22 protein-coding genes are annotated in these 18,431 nt (G+C 68.1%); 15 read left to right on the top strand and 7 right to left on the bottom strand.

Going from position 1 to position 18,431, the window contains the following annotated elements:
* Nucleotides 1–2: 2 nt before the first annotated feature.
* From ACYX4P_RS13270 to rsmD, 3 genes are read left to right on the top strand one after another with little or no spacing between them, the layout of a single operon-like run.
* Nucleotides 3–1,511 (top strand): pseudouridine synthase, encoded by a 1,509-nt coding sequence (locus ACYX4P_RS13270; protein ID WP_248117136.1) that lies wholly within the window; start codon nucleotides 3–5, stop codon nucleotides 1,509–1,511.
* A gap of 26 nt (nucleotides 1,512–1,537) precedes the next feature.
* The gene (locus tag ACYX4P_RS13265; RefSeq protein ID WP_248117134.1) at nucleotides 1,538–1,951 is read left to right on the top strand and encodes a GFA family protein; all 414 of its coding nucleotides are present in this window, start codon (nucleotides 1,538–1,540) and stop codon (nucleotides 1,949–1,951) included.
* A 6-nt stretch (nucleotides 1,952–1,957) separates the two neighbouring features.
* Nucleotides 1,958–2,533: a 16S rRNA (guanine(966)-N(2))-methyltransferase RsmD gene (gene rsmD, locus ACYX4P_RS13260; protein ID WP_248117132.1), complete on the top strand. Its 576-nt coding sequence runs from the start codon at nucleotides 1,958–1,960 to the stop codon at nucleotides 2,531–2,533.
* A 72-nt stretch (nucleotides 2,534–2,605) separates the two neighbouring features.
* Here the strand turns inward: rsmD and ACYX4P_RS13255 are convergent, their stop codons facing one another.
* From ACYX4P_RS13255 to mutL, 4 genes are all read right to left on the bottom strand, one after another.
* Nucleotides 2,606–3,058, bottom strand: coding sequence for a hypothetical protein (locus ACYX4P_RS13255; RefSeq protein WP_248117130.1), 453 nt, complete (start codon nucleotides 3,056–3,058; stop codon nucleotides 2,606–2,608).
* Between the two features lie 235 nt (nucleotides 3,059–3,293).
* Entirely contained in the window at nucleotides 3,294–3,752 is a 459-nt protein-coding gene (locus ACYX4P_RS13250) for a low molecular weight protein-tyrosine-phosphatase (RefSeq protein WP_248117128.1), read from the bottom strand.
* Nucleotides 3,746–4,168, bottom strand: a complete 423-nt coding sequence (locus ACYX4P_RS13245) for a hypothetical protein (RefSeq protein WP_248117126.1) — start codon at nucleotides 4,166–4,168, stop codon at nucleotides 3,746–3,748. The genes ACYX4P_RS13250 and ACYX4P_RS13245 overlap by 7 nt, the downstream gene beginning before the upstream one ends.
* Before the next feature lie 38 nt (nucleotides 4,169–4,206).
* On the bottom strand, nucleotides 4,207–6,099 hold the full coding sequence (gene mutL / locus ACYX4P_RS13240) for a DNA mismatch repair endonuclease MutL (RefSeq protein WP_292048271.1): 1,893 nt from the start codon (nucleotides 6,097–6,099) through the stop codon (nucleotides 4,207–4,209).
* A 162-nt stretch (nucleotides 6,100–6,261) separates the two neighbouring features.
* Between mutL and ACYX4P_RS13235 the strand changes: the two genes are divergently transcribed.
* From ACYX4P_RS13235 to ACYX4P_RS13225, 3 genes are all read left to right on the top strand, one after another.
* Nucleotides 6,262–7,665, top strand: a complete 1,404-nt coding sequence (locus ACYX4P_RS13235) for a Do family serine endopeptidase (protein WP_248117124.1) — start codon at nucleotides 6,262–6,264, stop codon at nucleotides 7,663–7,665.
* Nucleotides 7,666–7,702: 37 nt separating this feature from the next.
* Nucleotides 7,703–7,906 carry a hypothetical protein gene (locus tag ACYX4P_RS13230; RefSeq protein WP_248117122.1) on the top strand — a complete coding sequence of 68 codons (204 nt, stop codon included), beginning with the start codon at nucleotides 7,703–7,705 and terminating at the stop codon, nucleotides 7,904–7,906.
* A 220-nt stretch (nucleotides 7,907–8,126) separates the two neighbouring features.
* Nucleotides 8,127–8,894: a hypothetical protein gene (locus tag ACYX4P_RS13225; RefSeq protein WP_292048257.1), complete on the top strand. Its 768-nt coding sequence runs from the start codon at nucleotides 8,127–8,129 to the stop codon at nucleotides 8,892–8,894.
* 7 nt (nucleotides 8,895–8,901) lie between these two features.
* On the opposite strand, the gene ACYX4P_RS13220 is transcribed toward ACYX4P_RS13225, so the two are convergent.
* Complete coding sequence (locus ACYX4P_RS13220; RefSeq protein WP_248117118.1) at nucleotides 8,902–9,324, bottom strand: VOC family protein; 423 nt, start codon at nucleotides 9,322–9,324, stop codon at nucleotides 8,902–8,904.
* Nucleotides 9,325–9,399: 75 nt separating this feature from the next.
* Here ACYX4P_RS13220 and ACYX4P_RS13215 point away from each other — a divergent pair, with 75 nt between their 5' ends.
* From ACYX4P_RS13215 to ACYX4P_RS13180, 8 genes are read left to right on the top strand one after another with little or no spacing between them, the layout of a single operon-like run.
* The gene (locus tag ACYX4P_RS13215) at nucleotides 9,400–10,728 is read left to right on the top strand and encodes a replication-associated recombination protein A (RefSeq protein ID WP_248117116.1); all 1,329 of its coding nucleotides are present in this window, start codon (nucleotides 9,400–9,402) and stop codon (nucleotides 10,726–10,728) included.
* Between the two features lie 16 nt (nucleotides 10,729–10,744).
* Nucleotides 10,745–11,470, top strand: a complete 726-nt coding sequence (locus ACYX4P_RS13210; RefSeq protein ID WP_248117114.1) for an RluA family pseudouridine synthase — start codon at nucleotides 10,745–10,747, stop codon at nucleotides 11,468–11,470.
* Nucleotides 11,471–11,496: 26 nt separating this feature from the next.
* The gene (locus tag ACYX4P_RS13205) at nucleotides 11,497–11,850 is read left to right on the top strand and encodes a DUF1304 domain-containing protein (RefSeq protein ID WP_248117112.1); all 354 of its coding nucleotides are present in this window, start codon (nucleotides 11,497–11,499) and stop codon (nucleotides 11,848–11,850) included.
* A gap of 49 nt (nucleotides 11,851–11,899) precedes the next feature.
* Complete coding sequence (locus tag ACYX4P_RS13200) at nucleotides 11,900–12,388, top strand: CC0125/CC1285 family lipoprotein (protein WP_248117110.1); 489 nt, start codon at nucleotides 11,900–11,902, stop codon at nucleotides 12,386–12,388.
* Nucleotides 12,389–12,428: 40 nt separating this feature from the next.
* Nucleotides 12,429–12,824 (top strand): fluoride efflux transporter CrcB, encoded by a 396-nt coding sequence (gene crcB, locus ACYX4P_RS13195; protein WP_292048263.1) that lies wholly within the window; start codon nucleotides 12,429–12,431, stop codon nucleotides 12,822–12,824.
* The gene (locus ACYX4P_RS13190) at nucleotides 12,821–13,846 is read left to right on the top strand and encodes an RluA family pseudouridine synthase (protein ID WP_312571463.1); all 1,026 of its coding nucleotides are present in this window, start codon (nucleotides 12,821–12,823) and stop codon (nucleotides 13,844–13,846) included. The genes crcB and ACYX4P_RS13190 overlap by 4 nt, the downstream gene beginning before the upstream one ends.
* Entirely contained in the window at nucleotides 13,843–15,327 is a 1,485-nt protein-coding gene (locus ACYX4P_RS13185; RefSeq protein ID WP_292048266.1) for a putative 2OG-Fe(II) oxygenase, read from the top strand. Before ACYX4P_RS13190 ends, ACYX4P_RS13185 begins: the two co-directional genes overlap by 4 nt.
* A 17-nt stretch (nucleotides 15,328–15,344) precedes the next feature.
* Nucleotides 15,345–16,097, top strand: a complete 753-nt coding sequence (locus ACYX4P_RS13180; protein WP_248117104.1) for an ATP12 family chaperone protein — start codon at nucleotides 15,345–15,347, stop codon at nucleotides 16,095–16,097.
* A 4-nt stretch (nucleotides 16,098–16,101) separates the two neighbouring features.
* Here the strand turns inward: ACYX4P_RS13180 and ACYX4P_RS13175 are convergent, their stop codons facing one another.
* Nucleotides 16,102–16,875 (bottom strand): pseudouridine synthase, encoded by a 774-nt coding sequence (locus tag ACYX4P_RS13175; RefSeq protein ID WP_248117102.1) that lies wholly within the window; start codon nucleotides 16,873–16,875, stop codon nucleotides 16,102–16,104.
* Between the two features lie 365 nt (nucleotides 16,876–17,240).
* On the opposite strand from ACYX4P_RS13175, the gene ACYX4P_RS13170 reads away from it, so the two are divergent.
* Complete coding sequence (locus ACYX4P_RS13170; RefSeq protein ID WP_292074727.1) at nucleotides 17,241–17,645, top strand: hypothetical protein; 405 nt, start codon at nucleotides 17,241–17,243, stop codon at nucleotides 17,643–17,645.
* Here the strand turns inward: ACYX4P_RS13170 and ACYX4P_RS13165 are convergent, their stop codons facing one another.
* Nucleotides 17,646–18,281: a DUF938 domain-containing protein gene (locus ACYX4P_RS13165; RefSeq protein ID WP_248117099.1), complete on the bottom strand. Its 636-nt coding sequence runs from the start codon at nucleotides 18,279–18,281 to the stop codon at nucleotides 17,646–17,648.
* Nucleotides 18,282–18,431: the final 150 nt, after the last annotated feature.

The following is an 18,431-nucleotide window of genomic DNA, read 5'->3' as shown; positions in this document are numbered from 1 at the left end:
TCATGGTCCGCCATACAGACGACAACGACAAGAAGCCCCGCGCCCGTCAAGACGAACGGTCGCCCCGGCCCTTTAAATCCTCCGGTCCCCGCAAGAGCGGCGACGGGACGAAATCATTCGGCGACAAGCCGCGCGGCCCTCGCGACGACGGCGCAAAGCGTTTCGGCGACAAGGCCGACCGCCCCCGCAGCGACAAGCCGCGCACCGACAAGGGCGGCAAGGACGGCAAGTCCAAGACGCCCGAAACCCCGCTGCGCGCCGAGCGAATCGCCAAGACCATGGCCCGCGCCGGCATCGCCTCGCGCCGTGAGGTGGAGCGGCTGATCGGCCTGGGCAAGGTGGCGGTCAACGGCCGCATCCTGGACACGCCCGCCACGCTGGTGACGCGCGACGACGTGATCACCGTGGACGGCAAGCCCATCGGTTCGACCCAGGCGACGCGCGTCTGGCGCTACCACAAGCCTGCGGGCCTTTTGACCAGCCACAGCGATCCGACGGGGCGGCCGACGGTGTTCGACGCCCTGCCTGCGGGCCTGCCCCGCGTGATCTCGGTCGGGCGACTGGACCTGGCGACCGAAGGCCTGTTGCTGCTGACCAATGACGGCGAGTTGAGCCGGGCGCTGGAACTGCCGTCCACCTCGCTGGTGCGTCAGTATCGGGCGCGGGCGCGCGGCAAGATCACTCAGGAACAGCTGGACGCGCTGAAGGACGGCGTGGTCGTGGACGGCGTGTCCTATGGTCCCATCGAGGCCAAGCTGGACAAGGCCAAGGAAAGCAAGGCCGAGGACGGCAAGGCCCCGGCCAACCTGTGGATCTCGGTCTCGATCACCGAGGGCAAGAACCGCGAGGTCCGCAAGGTGCTGGAATCGGTCGGCCTGACGGTCAACCGCCTGATCCGTCTGGCCTATGGCCCGTTCCGCCTGGACGTGCTGCCCGTCGGGGCGGTGGAGGAGGTCGGGCCGCGCGTGATCCGCGAACTGCTGGCCGACTACATCCGGCCCGAGAACCTGCCCACCGGCAATACGGTCGAGACGCCCGCGCCCATCCCCGGCCGCCGCGTGTCCACGCCCATCGTCAAGGGCCGATCGGGTTCGGCCATGTCGGATCCGTCGCGCAAGCCCAGCCGCGTGCGCGCCGCCGAAACCGCCCAGGCCGACGCCGTCGAACGCCGCGAGCGCCCGGCCAAGAAGGAGGGCTGGGCCAAGGCCGCGCCCAGGTTCGAACATTCCAAGACCTTCAAGCCGCGCGAGCGCACCGCTCCCGTCGGGGAGCGTCCGGCGCGGGAGGACGGCGACCGGCCCAAGCGCGCCTTCAAGCCGCGCGACGACCAGTTCATTGACGACCGCAGGAAGCCCGCAGGGGCAAGGCCCGGCGCCAAGCCTGCCGGGCGTGCTGGTCCTGGCGCGGGCTCGGGAGGGCGCGACTTCAAGCCGCGTTCCGGCGCCAAGCCGGCTGGGCCATCGGGAACCAGCGGGCGTGGCCCCGGCGGCAAGCCGCGCGCGCCTCGTTGAGACGCGCCGCCGAGGAGAGCTAAGGCATGACGTCGTCTTCCACCGGCCGGTGCCTGTGCGGCGCCGTGACATTCAGCGCCATGCCCAGAGGCGGGATGCACGCCTGCCATTGCGGCATGTGCCGGCGCCTGTCGGACGGCATCCTGTTCAGCGTGGACTGCGGCGACAGCGTGCAGGTTCAGGGGGCGGTGGCGACCTACGCCTCGTCCGAGTGGGCGACGCGCCAGTTTTGCCCGGCGTGCGGGACCGGCCTGTTCTGGCGCTCCAACGACGGCGCCTTGACCATGGTGTCGGCCCAGGCGTTCGACGATCCGTCCGCCTTCGTGCTGGAGGACGAGTTCTGCATCGACAGCAAGCCCGAGACCTATGCCCTGGCGGGGGATCGGCCCCGCCTGACCACCGACGAACTGTACGCTCAGTTCGCTCCGCCAGAGGCCTGACGAAGGATGCGGATTGTCGCAGGCAGCCTTAAGGGCCGTTCCATCGTCACGCCGGAAGGGAAGGGCACACGCCCGACCTCTGACCGCGCGCGCCAGGCGGTGTTCAACGTTCTGGAACACGCCGCCTGGGGCGAAGGCTTGCAGGGCGCGCGGGTCATCGACCTGTACGCCGGGTCGGGCGCCCTGGGGTTCGAGGCGGTCAGCCGGGGGGCGGCCTTCTGCCTGTTCGTGGAGATCGAGGATGACGCGCGCGGCGCCATCCGCGAGAACGCCGACGCCTATGGACTGATGGGGCGCACACGGGTGCATCGACGCAGCGCAACCGATTTGGGCGTGCGGCCAGGCCCCATTGCGGAGGCGTTCGACATCGCCTTTCTGGACCCGCCCTACGGCAAGGGGCTGGGGGAACAGACGCTGGCGCGCCTGCTGGAGGGGAACTGGCTCAAGCCCGGCGCCATCGTGGTGTTCGAGCGCGGTTCGGACGAGCCGGAGATCGACACGCCCGGCTATGAGCGGCTGGACGCGCGCGACTATGGCGCGGCGCGGGTGCTGTTCCTGAAGGTGCTGGCCCCGACCGCCTGATCTGGAAAACTGCGCTCAGAACTTTTTTGAGTGCACTTTCGTGCAGATTTTTGCGAGCGGGTCGCAGCGGGATCAGTCCGCAGGCGGCGGACCCAGCAGGGCCTCGTCCTCCTCTTCGATCTCGCGGCGTTCCAACTCCATCAGGGCGCGGGTCTCTTCACGGCTCATGCCCTTGAAGAATTCGGCGTCGGCTTCGCGGGAGGCGTCGCGAAGGTCCAGCCACAGGCGCTGCCAGCGACGCGCGTCGGTGGCCCGACCGCCCTCCGTCGCCTCGATGAAACGCAGCCGCGCTGTCTGGGCCAGGTCGTTGATGTCCACATCGTCGTAAAGGCTCAGATCGGTCTCGCCGGGCGGGGGCTCGACCTGATCGCTGCGCCGCCAGCCATATTTGCGGGCGCGACGCCGAAAGGCGGACAGGCCCAGGTCGTGGCGGCGACACACGGCCTCTGCGCTTAGGCCCGACAGATAGTCGGCGCGGGCCTGGGCCCAGGTTTGAGCGGCGCGGATGCGATAAACATCGGTCATGACCGCAGCCGTAAACCGCCGCTACGTCAAACGCGGACGTGGCGTCATGCTTTCCCTCTTCCGGTGGGAGAAGGTGGGGCCGGATGGGGGCGTCGGCTCCATCGGTCAGCGTGAGCCGTCGCAGGACAGAGGTCAAGCATCCGACCCTCATCCCCCGGCTGCCTCGCGCCGCGCTTGGGGTCGCGCCAAGACGGCCGCTGCGCGTGCGCTCAAGCCCTCTCCCGACGGGAGCGGGTTACAGTTTGGCGACGAGGCCGCGCGCCGCCGCCGTCACCTCGGCCCAGGTGATCTCAAACCCGTCGTCGTCGCCGAAATAGGGGTCCGCCACCGCCTGGCCCTCGCGGCCGGGAACATGGTCGAGCAGCAGGCTGAGCTCGGCGGTCGCATCGTCGGGACGCAGGCGGCGCAGGTTTTTCAGATTCTCGTGGTCCAAGGCGATCACATGATTGAAGCGGCGAAAGTCCGCCGGTGTCACCTGGCGCGCCTTCAATCCCGAAATTTCGACCCCATGACGTCGCGCCGTCGCCTGCGCCCGCGGGTCCGGCGCCTCGCCCGCATGCCAGTCCCCGGTCCCGGCGGAATCCACGATCAAATCCCTACGCAACCGCTGCGCCTCAGCCCGCAGGGCCGCCTCCGCCAGAGGCGAGCGACAGATGTTGCCGAGGCATACGAAGAGGACGGAGGGCTTCAACATGCCGGGATCAGGTTGACGGGATAGTTGTCGATCTCGCCAGCATACCAGACGTCGGTGGCGCCGATGCCATGCTTGACGACATGCCAGCGACCGTTCCGTTTGGCGAGGATGGCTTCGGTACGCACGCCGTCCATCTCGTCGTTGGTGGGACGGATCGCGCCGCCGTCGGGGCGTTGGGGCGTCACGATGGCGAAAGCGTGGGGGCCGATCACGCGGATCTGGGTGACCACGAACTCGATCGGCCCGCCTAACTCCCGCTCCACCACAGGACGAAGCGCGCCTAGAATCGCGCGGCGTTCTCTGGCGTTTGGAAGCAGGGCGGCGGGTTGCGCACAGGACGCCTGAGCGGCTTGGCCGTACGCGACAGGATCGGGCGAGGCGCACGCCAGAGCAGCGATGAGAACGAGGGCGGACATTATCGTTATCTAGCAGGCTTACGGCTGCGTTTCATCACTCACCGCCGTCCGAACAGCTTCTCCAGATCGTGCAGTTTCAGCTCCACATAGGTGGGGCGGCCGTGGTTGCATTGGCCGGAGTGGGGGGTGGCTTCCATCTGGCGGAGCAGGGCGTTCATCTCGGGGGCCGAGAGGACGCGGCCCGAGCGAACGCTGCCGTGGCAGGCCATGGTGCCGCAGATGGCGGCGAGCCTTTCCTTGAGCGACAGGGCCTGGCCGTGTTCGGACAGATCGTCGGCGATGTCGCGGATCAGGCCCTGGACGTCGGTATCGCCCAGCATGGCCGGGGTTTCGCGCACCAGGACGGCCCCGGCGCCGAAGGCCTCGACGATCAGGCCCATCTCGGCCAGTTCCTCGGCGCGCGAGGCGACGCGCTCGGCCTCGGCGGGGTCCAGATCGACCACCTCAGGCGTCAGCAGGGCCTGCCGGGTCACGGCGCCTTCGGCCATCTGGGCCTTCATCCGCTCATAGACCAGCCGCTCGTGCGCGGCGTGCTGGTCCACGATGACCAGACCGTCGCGGGTCTGGGCGACGATATAGTTGGCGTGAAGCTGTCCTCGCGCTGCGCCCAGCGGATAGTCGAGGGGGTCTTGGGGCGAAGGGTGAGCCGTGAGCCGTGAGTCGTGAGTGGACCCGTCGTGTTCGGCTGAAGGCTGAGGCCATGACGGACCGTCCCAACTGGGTTCGACGCGGGCGCTGCGTTCGTTCAGGCCGGGCAGGACCTGGGCGGCGGCGGCGGGCTGGGACCAGCCGGTCCAGCCGCTGAAACCCTGCGCCGAGCGGGCGCTGGGGCTGTAGGCTGGGCCGGATGCGACGCCGGTATGGGGCTGGAAGCCCGAGAGGGCGTCGGCGGCGACTGTGGTGGAGGCGCGGTGGCCGGCGGCGTGGAGCGCGTGGCGCAGGGCGCCGACGATCAGGCCGCGCACCAGGGCCGGGTCGCGAAACCGGACCTCGGCCTTGGCGGGGTGGACGTTGACGTCGACATAGAGCGGATCGATGTCGAGAAACAGAACGGCGGCCGGATGGCGGTCGCGCGCCAGGAAGTCGGCGTAGGCGCCGCGCAGGGCCCCTTGCACCAGGCGATCCTTCACCGGGCGGCCGTTGACGAAAAGATACTGATGCGCGGCATTCCCGCGCGAATAGGTGGGCAGGCCGGCGTAGCCCGACAGGCGCACGCCGTCCCGCTCCTGATCGATCAGCAGGGCGTTGGCCTCGAAGTCGCGGCCCAGGAGGACGGACAGGCGCTTCAGCCGGCCTTCATCGCCGGGATGTTCGGCGGGCAGGCGCAGGGTGGTCTTGCCGTCCAGCGACAGGGTGAAGGCGACGGCCTCATGCGCCATGGCCTGACGCTTGATCTCTTCCGAAATGGCCATGGCCTCGGCCCGTTCGGACTTCATGAACTTTAGCCGGGCGGGGGTGGCGTAGAAGAGGTCGCGCACCTCGACCCGCGCGCCGTGCGGGCCGGGGAAGGGGGCGGGGGCCAGGGGACGGGTCTCGCCGCCCTCGACCGTGATGGCCCAGGCGTCGGTCTCGTCACGGGACCGGGTGGTGATGGACAGACGGGCGACCGAGCCGATGGAGGGCAGGGCCTCGCCCCGGAAGCCCAGGGTGTGGATACGCAGCAGGTCCACGTCGCCCGCGTCGTCCGGCTCCAGCTTGGAGGTGGCGTGGCGCTCGATGGCCAGAGGCAGTTCCTCGCGCGGAATGCCCTTGCCGTCGTCGGCGATCAGGATGCGCGACAGGCCCCCGCCGTCCGCCTGAATCTCGATATTGCGGCCGCCCGCATCCAGGGCGTTCTCGACCAGCTCCTTGATGGCGCTGGCCGGCCGCTCGACCACCTCGCCGGCGGCGATGCGGTTGACGGTTTCGGGGGAAAGGCGACGGATGGGCATGAGCAGGCGAAGATAGGGCGCGCGGGGGATTCGCGCCATCTGGCGTTCGACCGGCGGGGAACGCCTCGACAGCTTGACCGTTCTGCTGATGGCGCGCCTTGATCCAGCCCGAAACCGGGTGCGGAATGGCGCGGCTGACCGCCTGACCTTTCTCGGATGACCATGAAGACCCGATCGATCGTGCTCGCCGCCACACTGGCCCTGTCGGCCTGTGGCAACCCTCAACCGTCCAAGGCGCAGGAGGGCGAATTCGCCCAGCCGACGCGAAACGTGCCCAGCGACGCCGGGGGTATGAAGTCCAGCTTCGCCCCCGTGGTCCGCTCGGCGGCGCCGGCGGTGGTCAACATCTCGGCGCGCAGCGTGCAGCGGGTGCAGGCCGATCCGTTCTGGCAATTGTTCGGCGGCGGGGTTCCCCAGGCGCGGGTGGCGGAATCCGTTGGGTCGGGCGTTATCGTGCGTTCGGACGGAATCGTCGTCACCAACAACCACGTCATCCAGGGCGCCCAGCAGATCAAGGTCGTGCTGAACGACCGGCGCGAGTTCCCCGCCACCGTTATCCTGGCGGACGAGCGTAGCGACATCGCCGTGCTGCGGCTGGAGAATGTGGGCGAGCGCCTGCCGGTGCTGGCCATCGACGACAAGGAAGAACAGCAGGTCGGCGATCTGGTTCTGGCGATCGGCAACCCGTTCGGCGTGGGCCAGACGGTGACCAACGGCATCATCTCGGCCCTTAACCGGACAGAGACCGGCATTTCCGACAGCGGCTCCTTCATCCAGACCGATGCGGCCATCAATCCCGGCAATTCAGGCGGGGCGCTGGTGGACATGGACGGCGATCTGATCGGCATCAACACCGCCATCTTCTCGCGTTCGGGTTCGTCGGCGGGCGTCGGTTTCGCCGTGCCTGCGGCGATGGTGAAGCGGGTCGTGGATTCGGCGCTGGGCGGCGCCAAACAGGTGGTGCGCCCTTGGCTGGGCGTGAAGGGCGACACCGTCACCGGCGACATCGCCGGCAGCCTGGGTCTGAGCCGGCCGCAAGGGATTGTGGTGACCGATGTCTACGCCAACGGGCCCGCCGCGCGCGCGGGCCTGCGCCAGGGCGACGTCATCACCGCCGTCGATGGTCAGGAGATCAACGACCAGGGCGGGCTGAATTACCGCGTCGGCTCTCGCAATCCCAACGATCAGGTGCAGGTCGCCATCCTGCGTGATGGTCGGGCCCAGACGCTGAACGCGCGGGTCCAGCCTCTGCCGGGCGACGCTGATCCCAACGGCGGCGTGATCATCGCGTCCGGTCCGTTCGCGGGCGCCGAGGTCGTGGCCCTGAACCCGGCCCTGGCCGACCGGCTGGGCGGCGATCCCTTCGCGACGGGGGTGATCGTCACAGGCGTGTCCGGTCGCGGTTACGCCGCGCGTGCAGGCTTCCGTCAGAACGACCTGATCGTCAGCATCAACGGCCGCGCCATCGCCTCGGCCCGCGACATCGAAGCCGCAGGGGCGGGACGTGGCCCTTGGGAGGTCGTCATCAACCGCGGCGGGCGTCAGGTGCGCGGCGTGCTGAGATAGGGTTGGACACAGTATTCGATTGTGGTGATTGTAACCCATGAGTGAGCCAACAACCGTCGGACTTTTCATCGGAACGCTCGGCCTTGCCGCCGTCCTTATCGCCGCCTGGAAATTGGCGTCGTGGCTTGCCCAGCGAGGTTGCGTCATCCGCCCCGTTAGTTTGATGGATCACCAGATGACGAAGATCGAAAAGGTGTCGGTCGAAAATCGAGACGCGGCGAAAGCCCGTAATAAGGACTGACAGGCTTCCGTCAGAACGACCTGATCGTCAGCATCAACGGCCGCGCCATCGCCTCGGCCCGCGACATCGAAGCCGCAGGGGCGGGACCTGGCCCTTGGGAGGTCGTCATCAACCGGGGCGGGCGTCAGGTGCGCGGCGTGATGAGATAAGGAAGGCTGCTTGCCATCAGTCGCTCGATGGTTACCTTGGATTGACATTACGCTCGCTCAGGTCATCCTTGTTGAACGACCTCGGACGGCTGATGATTGTGAACCATACAGAATGGCTGGCCTGTACCGGGCTGCTGGCATTGATTATTTTTGCTGCGGTGGGGCCAGCGGCAGCTAATGAGCGGAGCGGACCTTGTCGTCAACTCACTCCGTCGACCTTCGTTATCTCGGGTCTGATTGATGCGGATTTGGCAACCTGTGTCGAGCGAGCTCTTGTGCCGACCACGACCGAACTGGTGCTGACCAGTCGCGGCGGGTCGGCCGGTGAGGCGATGCGCATCGCCGAGCGGTTCGAAGGGCGGGGGCTGACGATGCGGGTTGTGGGCGAGTGCAACTCGTCCTGCGCCAACTACCTTCTGCCGCTAGCTAGGCGACTGATTGTCGAGCCCGGCGCGGTCATCGTGATCCATGGTGGTATCGATCCCAGTCTGATCTCGCGGACCCAAGCCGCCGCGAACGGCATGGCGGACTCTGGCGTCGATCTGGAGGCCATAGCCGCACAACAGCGAGCCTTCATGAATCGGAACGGGATCAATCCCGGATGGCTGTTGTATCGCGAGGCTGGCTCGACTGCGGTCGAACGGCTAGATGGAGCCTGGGCAGACTTCGACGCCAACACCAAAGCCTGGCTTGTCGAGGAAACGATGGCCAGGTCCTGCCTGCCGAACACCATTGTGGAATACCAGATCGACCGACGCGGCGAGTGGTTGGGCGAATCCCGTCGACGCGCCCTTCGGCGTCAGAACGTCGCCCGCTCTAACACAGTAGTGTGCAACTAGGCTCGTCTCAGCCCTTCGTCGGCCCGCCGATGGACCAGGTGTGGCCGAAGGGGTCGCGGAGCTGGCCGTAGCGGTCGCCCCAGACCTGGTCGGCCATGTCCACAACCGGCTCGGCGCCGCCCACCACCATGGCGCGGGTCCACCAAACGTCGGGATCAGCGACCCGAAGATGCAGGCTGACGCCGACGGGGCGGATATTGGACTGGCCAGTGTGTTCCGGGAATTCGTCGGCCAGCATGACGCTGGCGCCATTGATCAGAAGATGGGCGTGGATCAGCCGCTCGCCGTCGTCGGCCAGCCTGCGGTGCAGCACCTCTGCGCCGAAGGCGATGATGTAGAAATCGACCGCCGCTGAGGCCCCGCGCGACGGGATGGTGAGGTGGGGCGTCACGCCGGAAGTCGGGCCCTGGGCGGGGTTGGCGTCGGTCATCAAGGCGGTCTCCGTGGCAGGGCGCCATACTAGCGCGTGAAAAGCCTTTGGCGAACGCCTACATAGGTCGCACTCATGAGCGATCTTTTCGAAGCCTCCGGCATTTTGCCCCCCGACGCCCCGCTGGCCGACCGCCTGCGCCCGCGCACGCTGGACGAGGTGGTGGGACAGGATCATCTGCTCGGCCCCGGCGGCCCGATCCGGCGTATGATTGAGGCTGGACGTCTGGGCTCGATGATCCTGTGGGGGCCGCCGGGGACCGGCAAGACCACCATCGCCAGGCTGCTGGCCCAGGCGGCGGGCTATGAATATCAGGCGATCAGCGCGGTGTTTTCGGGCGTCGCGGACCTGAAGAAGGCGTTCGAGGCGGCGCGGATGCGTCGGGCGGCGGGGCAATCGACCTTGCTGTTCGTGGACGAAATCCATCGCTTCAACCGCGCCCAGCAGGACGGCTTCCTGCCCTTCGTCGAGGCGGGGGTTGTGACGCTGGTCGGCGCCACGACCGAGAACCCTAGTTTCGAGCTGAACGGGGCCTTGCTGTCGCGCAGCCAGGTCTATGTGCTTAAACGGCTGGACGATGCGGCGCTGGATCAACTGCTGAGCCGGGCCGAGGCGCATATGGACCGAACCTTGCCGCTGACGGCCGAAGCGCGTCAGGCGATGCTGGCCCTAGCCGACGGAGATGGGCGGTATCTGCTGACCATGTCGGAGGTGCTGTTCGACCTGCCGCTAGGCGAAAGGCTGGACGTGCAGGGGCTGGCGGGCGTTCTGCAACGGCGGGCGCCCGCCTATGACAAGAGTCGAGAAGAACACTATAACCTTATATCCGCCCTGCATAAATCGGTACGGGGGTCGGACCCGGATGCGGCGCTGTACTGGTTGGCGCGGATGCTGAACGGGGGCGAGGATCCGCTGTATCTGGCGCGGCGGATCGTGCGGATGGCGGTGGAGGACATCGGCGAGGCGGACCCTCTGTCGATCCTGGTCGCCAATGCGGCCAAGGACACCTACGACTTTCTGGGCAGTCCCGAGGGCGAACTGGCCCTGGCCCAGGCGGTGGTCCATCTGGCCACGGCGCCCAAGTCGGTGGGGGTGTATGAGGCGTTCAAGGCGGCCAAGAAGGCGGCCTATGAGACCGGCTCTCTGATGCCGCCCGCCCATATCCGCAATGCCCCGACCAAGCTGATGAAGTCGTTGGGCTACGGCAAGGGCTATCAGTACGACCCGGACACGCCCGAGGGTTTCTCAGGCGCCAACTTCTTCCCCGACGAGATGGAGCGCCGCACCTTCTACAAGCCCAAGGGCGAGGGGCATGAGGAGAAGGTAAAGCTGCGGCTGGAACGCTGGGCCGCTATGCGGGCGAGGATGGCGGTGGACGGCGCTGTGGACGCGGCGGGCGACTGACCTCTAGAAGCCCCGGATGACCGACCGCCAGCCCGTCGCCCTGTCCGACGACGAAATCGCCGCCGTCCGTTCGTGGGTGATCCACGAAGATGCGCACGTCATCGCCTTTTCCAAGCCCAGCGGCCTGTCCAGCCAGGGGGGGCGGATCAAGGCGCATACGCTGGACGATCTGTTGTGGGCGTTCGCGCGGTCGAACGGCAAGCGGCCGGAACTGGTGCATCGGCTGGATCGCGACACCTCGGGCGTGATCCTGGCGGCCAAGACCAAGCCGGCGGCGAGCTTTCTGGGCAAGGCGTTGCAGATGCGGCGGTTCAGGAAGTCGTATCTGGCCCTGCTGTCGGCGGCGCCGGAACCGAAAGCCGGCACGGTCGATGCGCCGCTGCGCCGCGAAGAAATCGGACGTGAATCCTATATGCGGGTCGTCGCCTTCGACGCGCCGGGCGCGCAAGGGTCGCAGAGCCGGTACCGCACCCTGGCCGCCAGCGATCACGGAGCGGTGGTGGAACTTGAGCCGCTGACCGGACGGATGCACCAGTTGCGGGTGCATATGGCGCATCTGGGCCGGCCGCTGATCGGCGATGTGCGGTATGGCGGCGCCCTGACCACGCCGGTCGGGGCCGCGCCGCGCCTGATGCTGCACGCCGCCAAGCTGAGCTTTCCGCATCCCGAGGGCGGGACGACGACGGTCGAGGCCGCGCCGCCTGAAGATTTCCACACCCTGCGGACCGCCCTGGGTCTATAAGATCGGTCGAACCCAGAGGGCCGCCTGTGATCGCGACCGTGCTGATCGTCATCGTCGCGCTGATCCACGCCTATATCGTGGTGCTGGAGATGGCGCTGTGGACCAGCCCGCGCGGGCGCAACGCCTTTGGCATGAGCGTGGAAAAAGCCGAACTGACCAAGGTGCTGGCCGCCAATCAGGGCCTCTACAACGGTTTTCTGGTCGCCGGTCTGGCGTGGGGGCTGTGGCTGGGCGCGGGCGGCTTTCAGATCAAGGTCTTCTTCCTGGCCTGCGTGCTGGTCGCGGGGCTTTACGGGGCGGCGACGGTCAGCAGGAAGATCCTGCTGGTGCAGGCGGTTCCTGCGACCCTGGCCCTGATCGCGCTGGCGCTGCGTCTATGAGGGAACGCCAACCCGGTTGCGACGCTATGTCGTTGAAAGGATTTATCTGATGAAGCGCCTCGCCATCGCCCTGACCGGCCTGTCCGCCCTGGCCCTGACCGCCTGCGCCAGCTTGGCGCCCTATGCAGCCCAACGCGGACCGGGCGGGCAGGGCTATTCCGAGCAGAGGATCGAGAGCAACCGCTACCGCGTGACCTACAACGGCGTGGGCGCGGCTGGTCGCGTGGCCGATTGGGCGCTGGTGCGCGCGGCGGATCTGACGACCGAACAGGGTTACGACTGGTTCGAGGTGACGCAAAGCTGGACAGACGGCCGTGCCGGCGGGGCGGGCGGCGTCAGCCCCAGCGTCTCCATTGGCGGCGGAAGCAGCCGGTACGGCGGCTATTCCGCCTCGGGCGTGGGCGTTGGCGTCGGTCTGAACTTCAGCGGGCCGCAGCCGACCTCCACCACCCTGGAGGTGGTCATGGGCCGGGGCGCCAAGCCCAACAGCCCCTATGCCTATGATGCACGCTCCGTGCAGGGCTCGATCCCGCGCTGACCATCGCTTTCGCTGCGGACCGCGTATAGAAGGCCGCACGATGACACGTTTTCTTCTCGTCGCGGCCGGCGGCGCCATCGGTTCGGTGGCGCGCTATGGGCTGGGCGTCGCGGCCGGCCGGTGGGCGCCGAACGCCGGATGGCCGGTGGGCACATTCGCCGCCAACGTTGCGGGCGGCCTTTTGATGGGCCTGCTGGTCGGTTGGCTGGCGTTTCGGGGCGCGGCGCAGCAGGAGGCGGTGCGCCTGTTCGCCGCCGTAGGCGTGCTGGGCGGGTTCACGACCTTTTCGTCCTATTCGCTGGAGGCGGTGCAGATGATCGAGCGTCGCCAGATCGGCCTGGCCGCCGCCTATGTGGTCGGCTCGGTCGTCCTGGCCATCGCGGCCCTGTTCGTGGGCCTGATGATCGCCCGCCGCGCCTTTGGAGTATCCGCTTGACCGACCAGCCGCCCGCAGCCGACGCCCCAAAGCGTGAAGTCCTGACGATCTACGTCGCCGAGGACGAGGACGGCATTCGCCTGGACCGCTGGTTCCGCCGACGCTGGCCGCATTTGTCCAACATTCAGGTGCAGAAGATGGCCCGTAGCGGCCAGATTCGCGTGGACGGCGCCCGCATAAAGCCCGAAGGCCGCCTGACCGCCGGGGCCGCCGTGCGTGTGCCGCCGATCCCGGACGACACCTCGCGTCAGGCGGGCGACGCGCATACGCTGTCGGAAAAGGACATCGCCTTCGCCAAGTCGCTGGTCCTGTACGAAGACGACATGGTGATCGCCATCAACAAGCCGCACGGCCTGGCGGTGCAGGGCGGGACCAAGACCAGCCGCCACGTCGACCGTCTGCTGTCGGCCTGGGGCGAGGGGCTGGAGCGCCCGCGTCTGGTCCACCGTCTGGACCGCGACACCTCCGGCGTCCTGCTGCTGGGCAAGGGGCCCGAGGCGGCCAAGCGTCTGGCGGGGGCCTTCGCGCGGCGTCAGGCCAAGAAGACCTATTGGGCCATCGTCATCGGCAATCCGAAACCCTATTCGGGCCAGATCGACATGCCGCTGAAGAAGACCGGCATCAACGACTTCGAGATGATGCGCCCGGCCGAACGCAAGGACCCGCGCGCCGAACCGGCAGAGACGGCGTTTTCGACCATCAGCCGGGCGTCCCAACGCGCGGCCTGGATGGCGCTGAGGCCCTTTACCGGGCGGACGCACCAGCTGCGTGCGCACATGGCGGGGATCGGCCATCCGATCCTGGGCGATCCCAAATACGGCGACGAGAAATCACGTGAACTGTCGGGGCCGCTGAAGCTGCAGCTTCACGCGCGCAGCATCGAGCTGGACCACCCGCGCGGCGGCGTCCTGAAGGTCACGGCGCCGTTGAGCCCTGAGATGAAGGCCGGTTTCGCCCACTTTGGCTTCACGGAAGACGAGGCCGAGGACGATCCCTTCCTGGGCGTGAAGAGGATCAGGTGACCATCGGCGCCCAGGCCGAGGTCGAACGCGCCCAGGCCCTGGCCCGCGTCGGTCGGCGGGATGCGGCGCTGGCTGTGCTGGCGGCCGTGACGGAGCGGGCGGATGCGCCGTGGCAAGCCCTGTCCATCCATGCCGACATGGCCAAGCAAGCCGGGCGTCTGGACGACAGTCTGGCGCTGTCGCGACGGTTGATCGCGGCGCGTCCCACCAGCGTGCCGGCGCGGCACAATCTGGCCTCGACGCTGGGCGACCTTGGACGCGCGGTCGAGGCGGAGGCGGTCTGTCGCGAGGCCATGGCGCTGGGCGGGGATGCGCCGGAGACCTGGCTGGTGCTGGCAAGGGCGCTGCAGTCCCAGAACCGGTTCGAACCGGCCGAGGGCGCCTATCGCCAAGCCTTGGCGCGCCGCCCCGGTTATGGCGAGGTCTTGAGAGACCTCAGCCAGTTGATCTGGATGCGTGACGCAGACCTTGCGGCCGCCAGCGCGCCGCTGGATCTCGCCATCGCGGCGGCGCCGGGCGATGCGGGGCTGCGCCGGATCAAGGCGCGGTTGCTAGAGTATGCTGGCGATGTCGAGGGGGCGTATCGCACCCTGGTCGCTGGGCCGCTGGACGCGCCGGGCGAGTTGGCGGCGGCGCAGGCCTGTCTGGGGCTGGACCCGCAGCGGGCGCTGGATCATGCGAACCGGGCGGCGGCGCTGGCAGGGGCGGCCGCGCCGGCGGTGATGGCGACCCAGGCGGAATGCCTGCTGGCGCTCGGTCGACCGGATGCGGCGCTGGAGCCGATCAGGGCGCTCAGGGCCCAGGAGCCGCTGAACCAGCACGTTCTGGCGCACCAGGCGACGGCATGGCGAATGCTGGGCGATGCGCGCTATGCGCAGCTCTATGACTATGACGCCTTTGTGCGGCCCTTTCGGCTGGCGACGCCGGACGGTTGGGCGACCCTTGGGGACTATCTGACCGATCTGGCGGCCGCGCTGAACCGGCTGCACAGGTTGAAGACCCATCCGGTCGGTCAGTCGTTGCGTGGCGGATCGCAGACGGCCGCGCCGCTGGCGCAGAGCGACGATCCGGCGATCCGCGCCTTCTTCGCCGCCATCGACGCGCCGATCCGGGCCTATATGGCGGCGCTGGGCCAGGGCGACGATCCGTTGAGGGCGCATAACACCGGCGACTATCGCATCAAGGGCAGCTGGTCGGTGCGGCTGCGCCCCAATGGGTTTCATGCCGATCATATTCATTCGGACGGGTGGCTGTCCTCGGCCTGTCATATCGAGGTTCCGCCCTCGGTGGAGGGCGACGGGCGCGAGGGCTGGCTGCGGTTCGGGGCGCCGCCTGGCCTGCCGCACCTGCCGGCCGAGCATCATGTGCGACCGCAGGCGGGGACGCTGGTGCTGTTTCCCTCCTATATGTGGCACGGCACCCAGCCGTTCGGCGGCGAGGCGTCGCGCCTGACGCTGGCGTTCGACGTCGTGCCGGCCTGATTTTCTACGGAGCCCCCATGACCGACCAGCCCGCCCCGCATCGCCCGCGCTTCGTTGAGCTTTCGCCCGACCGCATCGCCCGCTTCTGGACCGAGGCGGGCGTGGGCGCGCACACTGAGGGCGGCTGGGCCGTGCTGCTGGATGGCCGCACGCCCAAGACGCCGGACAAGACGCCGCTGGTTCTGCCGACCGAGGCGGCGGCGAGGATGGCGGCTGACGAATGGGCGGCGCAAGGGCAGTTTCTCGATCCCTCGACCATGCCGGCGACCCGGCTGGCCTCTACCGCCATCGACCGGATCGGCGGCGCGCGCGAGGCGGTGGCCGACGAGATCGCGGCCTATGCCGGATCGGACGTGGTCTGTTACCTGGCCGAGCATCCCACGGCGCTGGTCGAGCGACAGGACCGCGAATGGGGGCCGTGGCGCGCCTGGGCCGCGCGCGAGATGGGTGTGGTGCTGGAGCCGACCAGCGGCATCGTCCATCGGCCCCAGTCGCCCGAGGCTATCGCGCGGGTGAAGGCCCACGCCCTGACGCTGGATGACTTCCGCCTGACGGGCCTCGCGACGGCCGTTCCTTTGCTGGGGTCGGCTGTGCTGGCGCTGGCGGTCGAGCAGGGCGCGCTGGCGGGCGGCGAGGCCTTCGATCTGTCGCGGATCGACGAGGCGTTCCAGGAAGACCAGTGGGGCGTGGACGCAGAGGCGGCCGAACGCACCCAGGCGCGCCGCGACGAGGCGGACCTGTTGGATCGGTGGTTCAGGGCGCTCGATTAGGGCGTCAGGCCGAGGCCGTAGAGGCGGCGATCAGGGCCGTGCGTTCCTGATCGGTCAGGTGGCGCCAGCGACCCTCGGGCAGGTCGCCCAGAAGCAACGGACCGATGCGGATGCGGTGCAGGTCCACGACCTCCAGCCCGACCAGTTCGCACATCCGGCGGATCTGGCGATACTTGCCTTCGGTCAGGATGAACCGCAGGCCCTGGGGCCCGGTCTGGGTGACGCGGGCGGGTTTAAGCGGCTTGTCGTTCAGCGACAGGCCGTGACGCAGCAGACCCAGTTTGCTCTCGGTGATCTGGCCATCGACGACGACCAGATATTCCTTGTCCAGCTCGGATGACGGGCCGATCACCGCCTTGGCCACCACGCCGTCGGACGACAGGAGCAGAAGGCCGCGAGAGTCCTCGTCCAGCCGGCCGATGGGGGGCAGGGAGGCGTCGCGGGCGGGGGTCTCGCCCTCGCCGATGCGGTTGGGCGTCTTCAATAGGCGCACGGCGGGGATCTTGCCGGGATCGGGCTGGCCCGAGACGTATCCGACCGGCTTGTGCAGCACCAGGGTCATGCCGGACGCCAGGGCCGCCTGTGCGGTGTCGTTCAGGGTCAGGGTCTCGCCCGGCTGAATCTTGCGGCCCGCGTCGCCGATGGTTTCGCCGTCGATGGAGACCAGGCCGTTGGCGATAAGACTGTCGGCCTCGCGCCTAGAACAGACGCCGGTCTGCCCCAGCCATTTGTTCACGCGAACGGGCTCGTCGCCATCATAGGTGCGGGTGAAGGCCATGCGATTCCGTCGTCCAGTCGATGTCGCTCTCTAGAGCCGGTCATCTGGGCGGGCAAGCCGGCCTTCATTCTCAGAAAACGAAAGCGGCCGATTTGCAGGCGCGTGGGTTGATGCGGAAGGCGTCCGCACTATATCCGTCCGCATACCCCAGATAAGCCAGAGTGCGGGACGACGCCGGTCGAACCCGTCGATTTCTATTTTCTGGCGTCATGGGTGAAGGATTTGCGCGCCCGAGGCCGTGAATCTAAGACATTATTGAAACTGAAAAAGGATACGTCTTGTACGCTCAAAACAAATCTTCCGCTGGACCCCGCCGCACCGGTTACAATCGCCCTGTTCCGACCCGTCTGCGCATGGGGCTGGTGATGCGGCGCAATATGGACTTTGGCGCGCTGGGCGATGTGGAAGGCGCGTTGCGGGCCGAGGGCGTGGGACTGGCGCCGATGTCGACCGGCGAGGCCAGTCTGGTGTCGGGCGGGGTGACCGTGCTGGCGACCGCCACGGCCAAGGACATCGCAGAAGGGCGCCTGAAAGGGCTGGTCGTTCCGGGCGGGTCGACCGACGAGGCGTCGCTGGCCGCCGTGCGCGCGCTGATCGACTTGGCGCGCGCCAACGACCTGATCATCATCGCCTTTGCGGACGGCGTCGCCCTTACGGGGGAACGGTTCGGCGCGACGGTCCAGGCCGATGCGGCGATCTTCAGCGGCGGACAGCCGACCGTGCTGAACGAACGCACGGACCTGTCCAGGGCGGTCGCCGCCCTGTCCTGATCAGGCGGTCCTGAACAGAAGCATCAGGTTCTCGGCCGGCATCTGGACCCTGAGCGTGGCGACCAGGCCCTGCGCGCGGGCCAGGGTCTGGACAGCGTCGCGGTCGCGCAGGCCCCAGTCGGGATTGCGCGACTTCAGGCTGTCGTCGAAGGCGGCGTTTGACGGCGCCAATGCGGCGCCCGCCTCGCGATAGGGGCCGTAGAGAATGAGCAGCCCGCCTGGCCGCCGCAGGGTTCGGCCGGCCAGATCCATCAGCCCCTCGGTCGCCGACCAGGGGCTGATGTGCGTCATGTTCGCGCAATAGAGGGCGTCGAAAGTGTCCGTCGGCCAGGTCGCGGGATTCTGCGCGTCCAGGGCCAGCGGCGGCTGCAGGTTCGGCAGCGCCGCCGTGCGGCTCCAGGCGGTGATGCTGTCGCGCGCCTCGGCGCTGGGGTCGCTGGGCGTCCAGCGCAGGCCCGGCAGGGCGGACGAAAAGGCGACGGCGTGTTCGCCCGATCCCGAGGCGACTTCAAGCACCGATCCAGCGGCCGGCAGATGGGCGCGCAGGACCCGCAGGATGGCCTGGGCGTTGCGCCGCGCGGCCGGCGAGGTCAGGGCGCCGTCGGGCAGGGCGGCGATGAAATCCAGGCTGTTCATACGTCCTGAATACTCCCGACGGGGATTTTGATCATCTGCGATTTCTTGCCGAGAAAGCCGGGCGATGCGTCCATTTCGTGCGCGATTTGACGGCGAAACCGCTGCGGCGCATTTCGTCTGTAACAGTGCGTGATCGTAGTGTTTTCGGGT

Source organism: Brevundimonas sp. ABV4_179 (assembly GCF_056311945.1).
The sequence above is the reverse complement of the archived record's forward strand: the minus strand, read 5'-3'. Positions and strand labels throughout refer to the sequence as shown.

What these genes read in the sequence shown, in the direction of transcription:
- ACYX4P_RS13210 (WP_248117114.1), top strand. Translation starts at nt 10,745, where the DNA reads ATGACCGACCGCCAGCCCGTCGCCCTGTCCGACGACGAAATCGCCGCC.
- ACYX4P_RS13215 (WP_248117116.1), top strand. Translation starts at nt 9,400, where the DNA reads ATGAGCGATCTTTTCGAAGCCTCCGGCATTTTGCCCCCCGACGCCCCG.
- ACYX4P_RS13170 (WP_292074727.1), top strand. Translation starts at nt 17,241, where the DNA reads ATGCGGCGCAATATGGACTTTGGCGCGCTGGGCGATGTGGAAGGCGCG.
- ACYX4P_RS13220 (WP_248117118.1), bottom strand. Translation starts at nt 9,324, where the DNA reads ATGACCGACGCCAACCCCGCCCAGGGCCCGACTTCCGGCGTGACGCCC.
- crcB (WP_292048263.1), top strand. Translation starts at nt 12,429, where the DNA reads ATGACACGTTTTCTTCTCGTCGCGGCCGGCGGCGCCATCGGTTCGGTG.
- rsmD (WP_248117132.1), top strand. Translation starts at nt 1,958, where the DNA reads ATGCGGATTGTCGCAGGCAGCCTTAAGGGCCGTTCCATCGTCACGCCG.
- ACYX4P_RS13165 (WP_248117099.1), bottom strand. Translation starts at nt 18,281, where the DNA reads ATGAACAGCCTGGATTTCATCGCCGCCCTGCCCGACGGCGCCCTGACC.
- ACYX4P_RS13270 (WP_248117136.1), top strand. Translation starts at nt 3, where the DNA reads ATGGTCCGCCATACAGACGACAACGACAAGAAGCCCCGCGCCCGTCAA.
- ACYX4P_RS13265 (WP_248117134.1), top strand. Translation starts at nt 1,538, where the DNA reads ATGACGTCGTCTTCCACCGGCCGGTGCCTGTGCGGCGCCGTGACATTC.
- ACYX4P_RS13235 (WP_248117124.1), top strand. Translation starts at nt 6,262, where the DNA reads ATGAAGACCCGATCGATCGTGCTCGCCGCCACACTGGCCCTGTCGGCC.
- ACYX4P_RS13180 (WP_248117104.1), top strand. Translation starts at nt 15,345, where the DNA reads ATGACCGACCAGCCCGCCCCGCATCGCCCGCGCTTCGTTGAGCTTTCG.
- ACYX4P_RS13175 (WP_248117102.1), bottom strand. Translation starts at nt 16,875, where the DNA reads ATGGCCTTCACCCGCACCTATGATGGCGACGAGCCCGTTCGCGTGAAC.
- ACYX4P_RS13250 (WP_248117128.1), bottom strand. Translation starts at nt 3,752, where the DNA reads ATGTTGAAGCCCTCCGTCCTCTTCGTATGCCTCGGCAACATCTGTCGC.
- ACYX4P_RS13200 (WP_248117110.1), top strand. Translation starts at nt 11,900, where the DNA reads ATGAAGCGCCTCGCCATCGCCCTGACCGGCCTGTCCGCCCTGGCCCTG.
- ACYX4P_RS13230 (WP_248117122.1), top strand. Translation starts at nt 7,703, where the DNA reads ATGAGTGAGCCAACAACCGTCGGACTTTTCATCGGAACGCTCGGCCTT.
- ACYX4P_RS13255 (WP_248117130.1), bottom strand. Translation starts at nt 3,058, where the DNA reads ATGACCGATGTTTATCGCATCCGCGCCGCTCAAACCTGGGCCCAGGCC.
- mutL (WP_292048271.1), bottom strand. Translation starts at nt 6,099, where the DNA reads ATGCCCATCCGTCGCCTTTCCCCCGAAACCGTCAACCGCATCGCCGCC.
- ACYX4P_RS13245 (WP_248117126.1), bottom strand. Translation starts at nt 4,168, where the DNA reads ATGTCCGCCCTCGTTCTCATCGCTGCTCTGGCGTGCGCCTCGCCCGAT.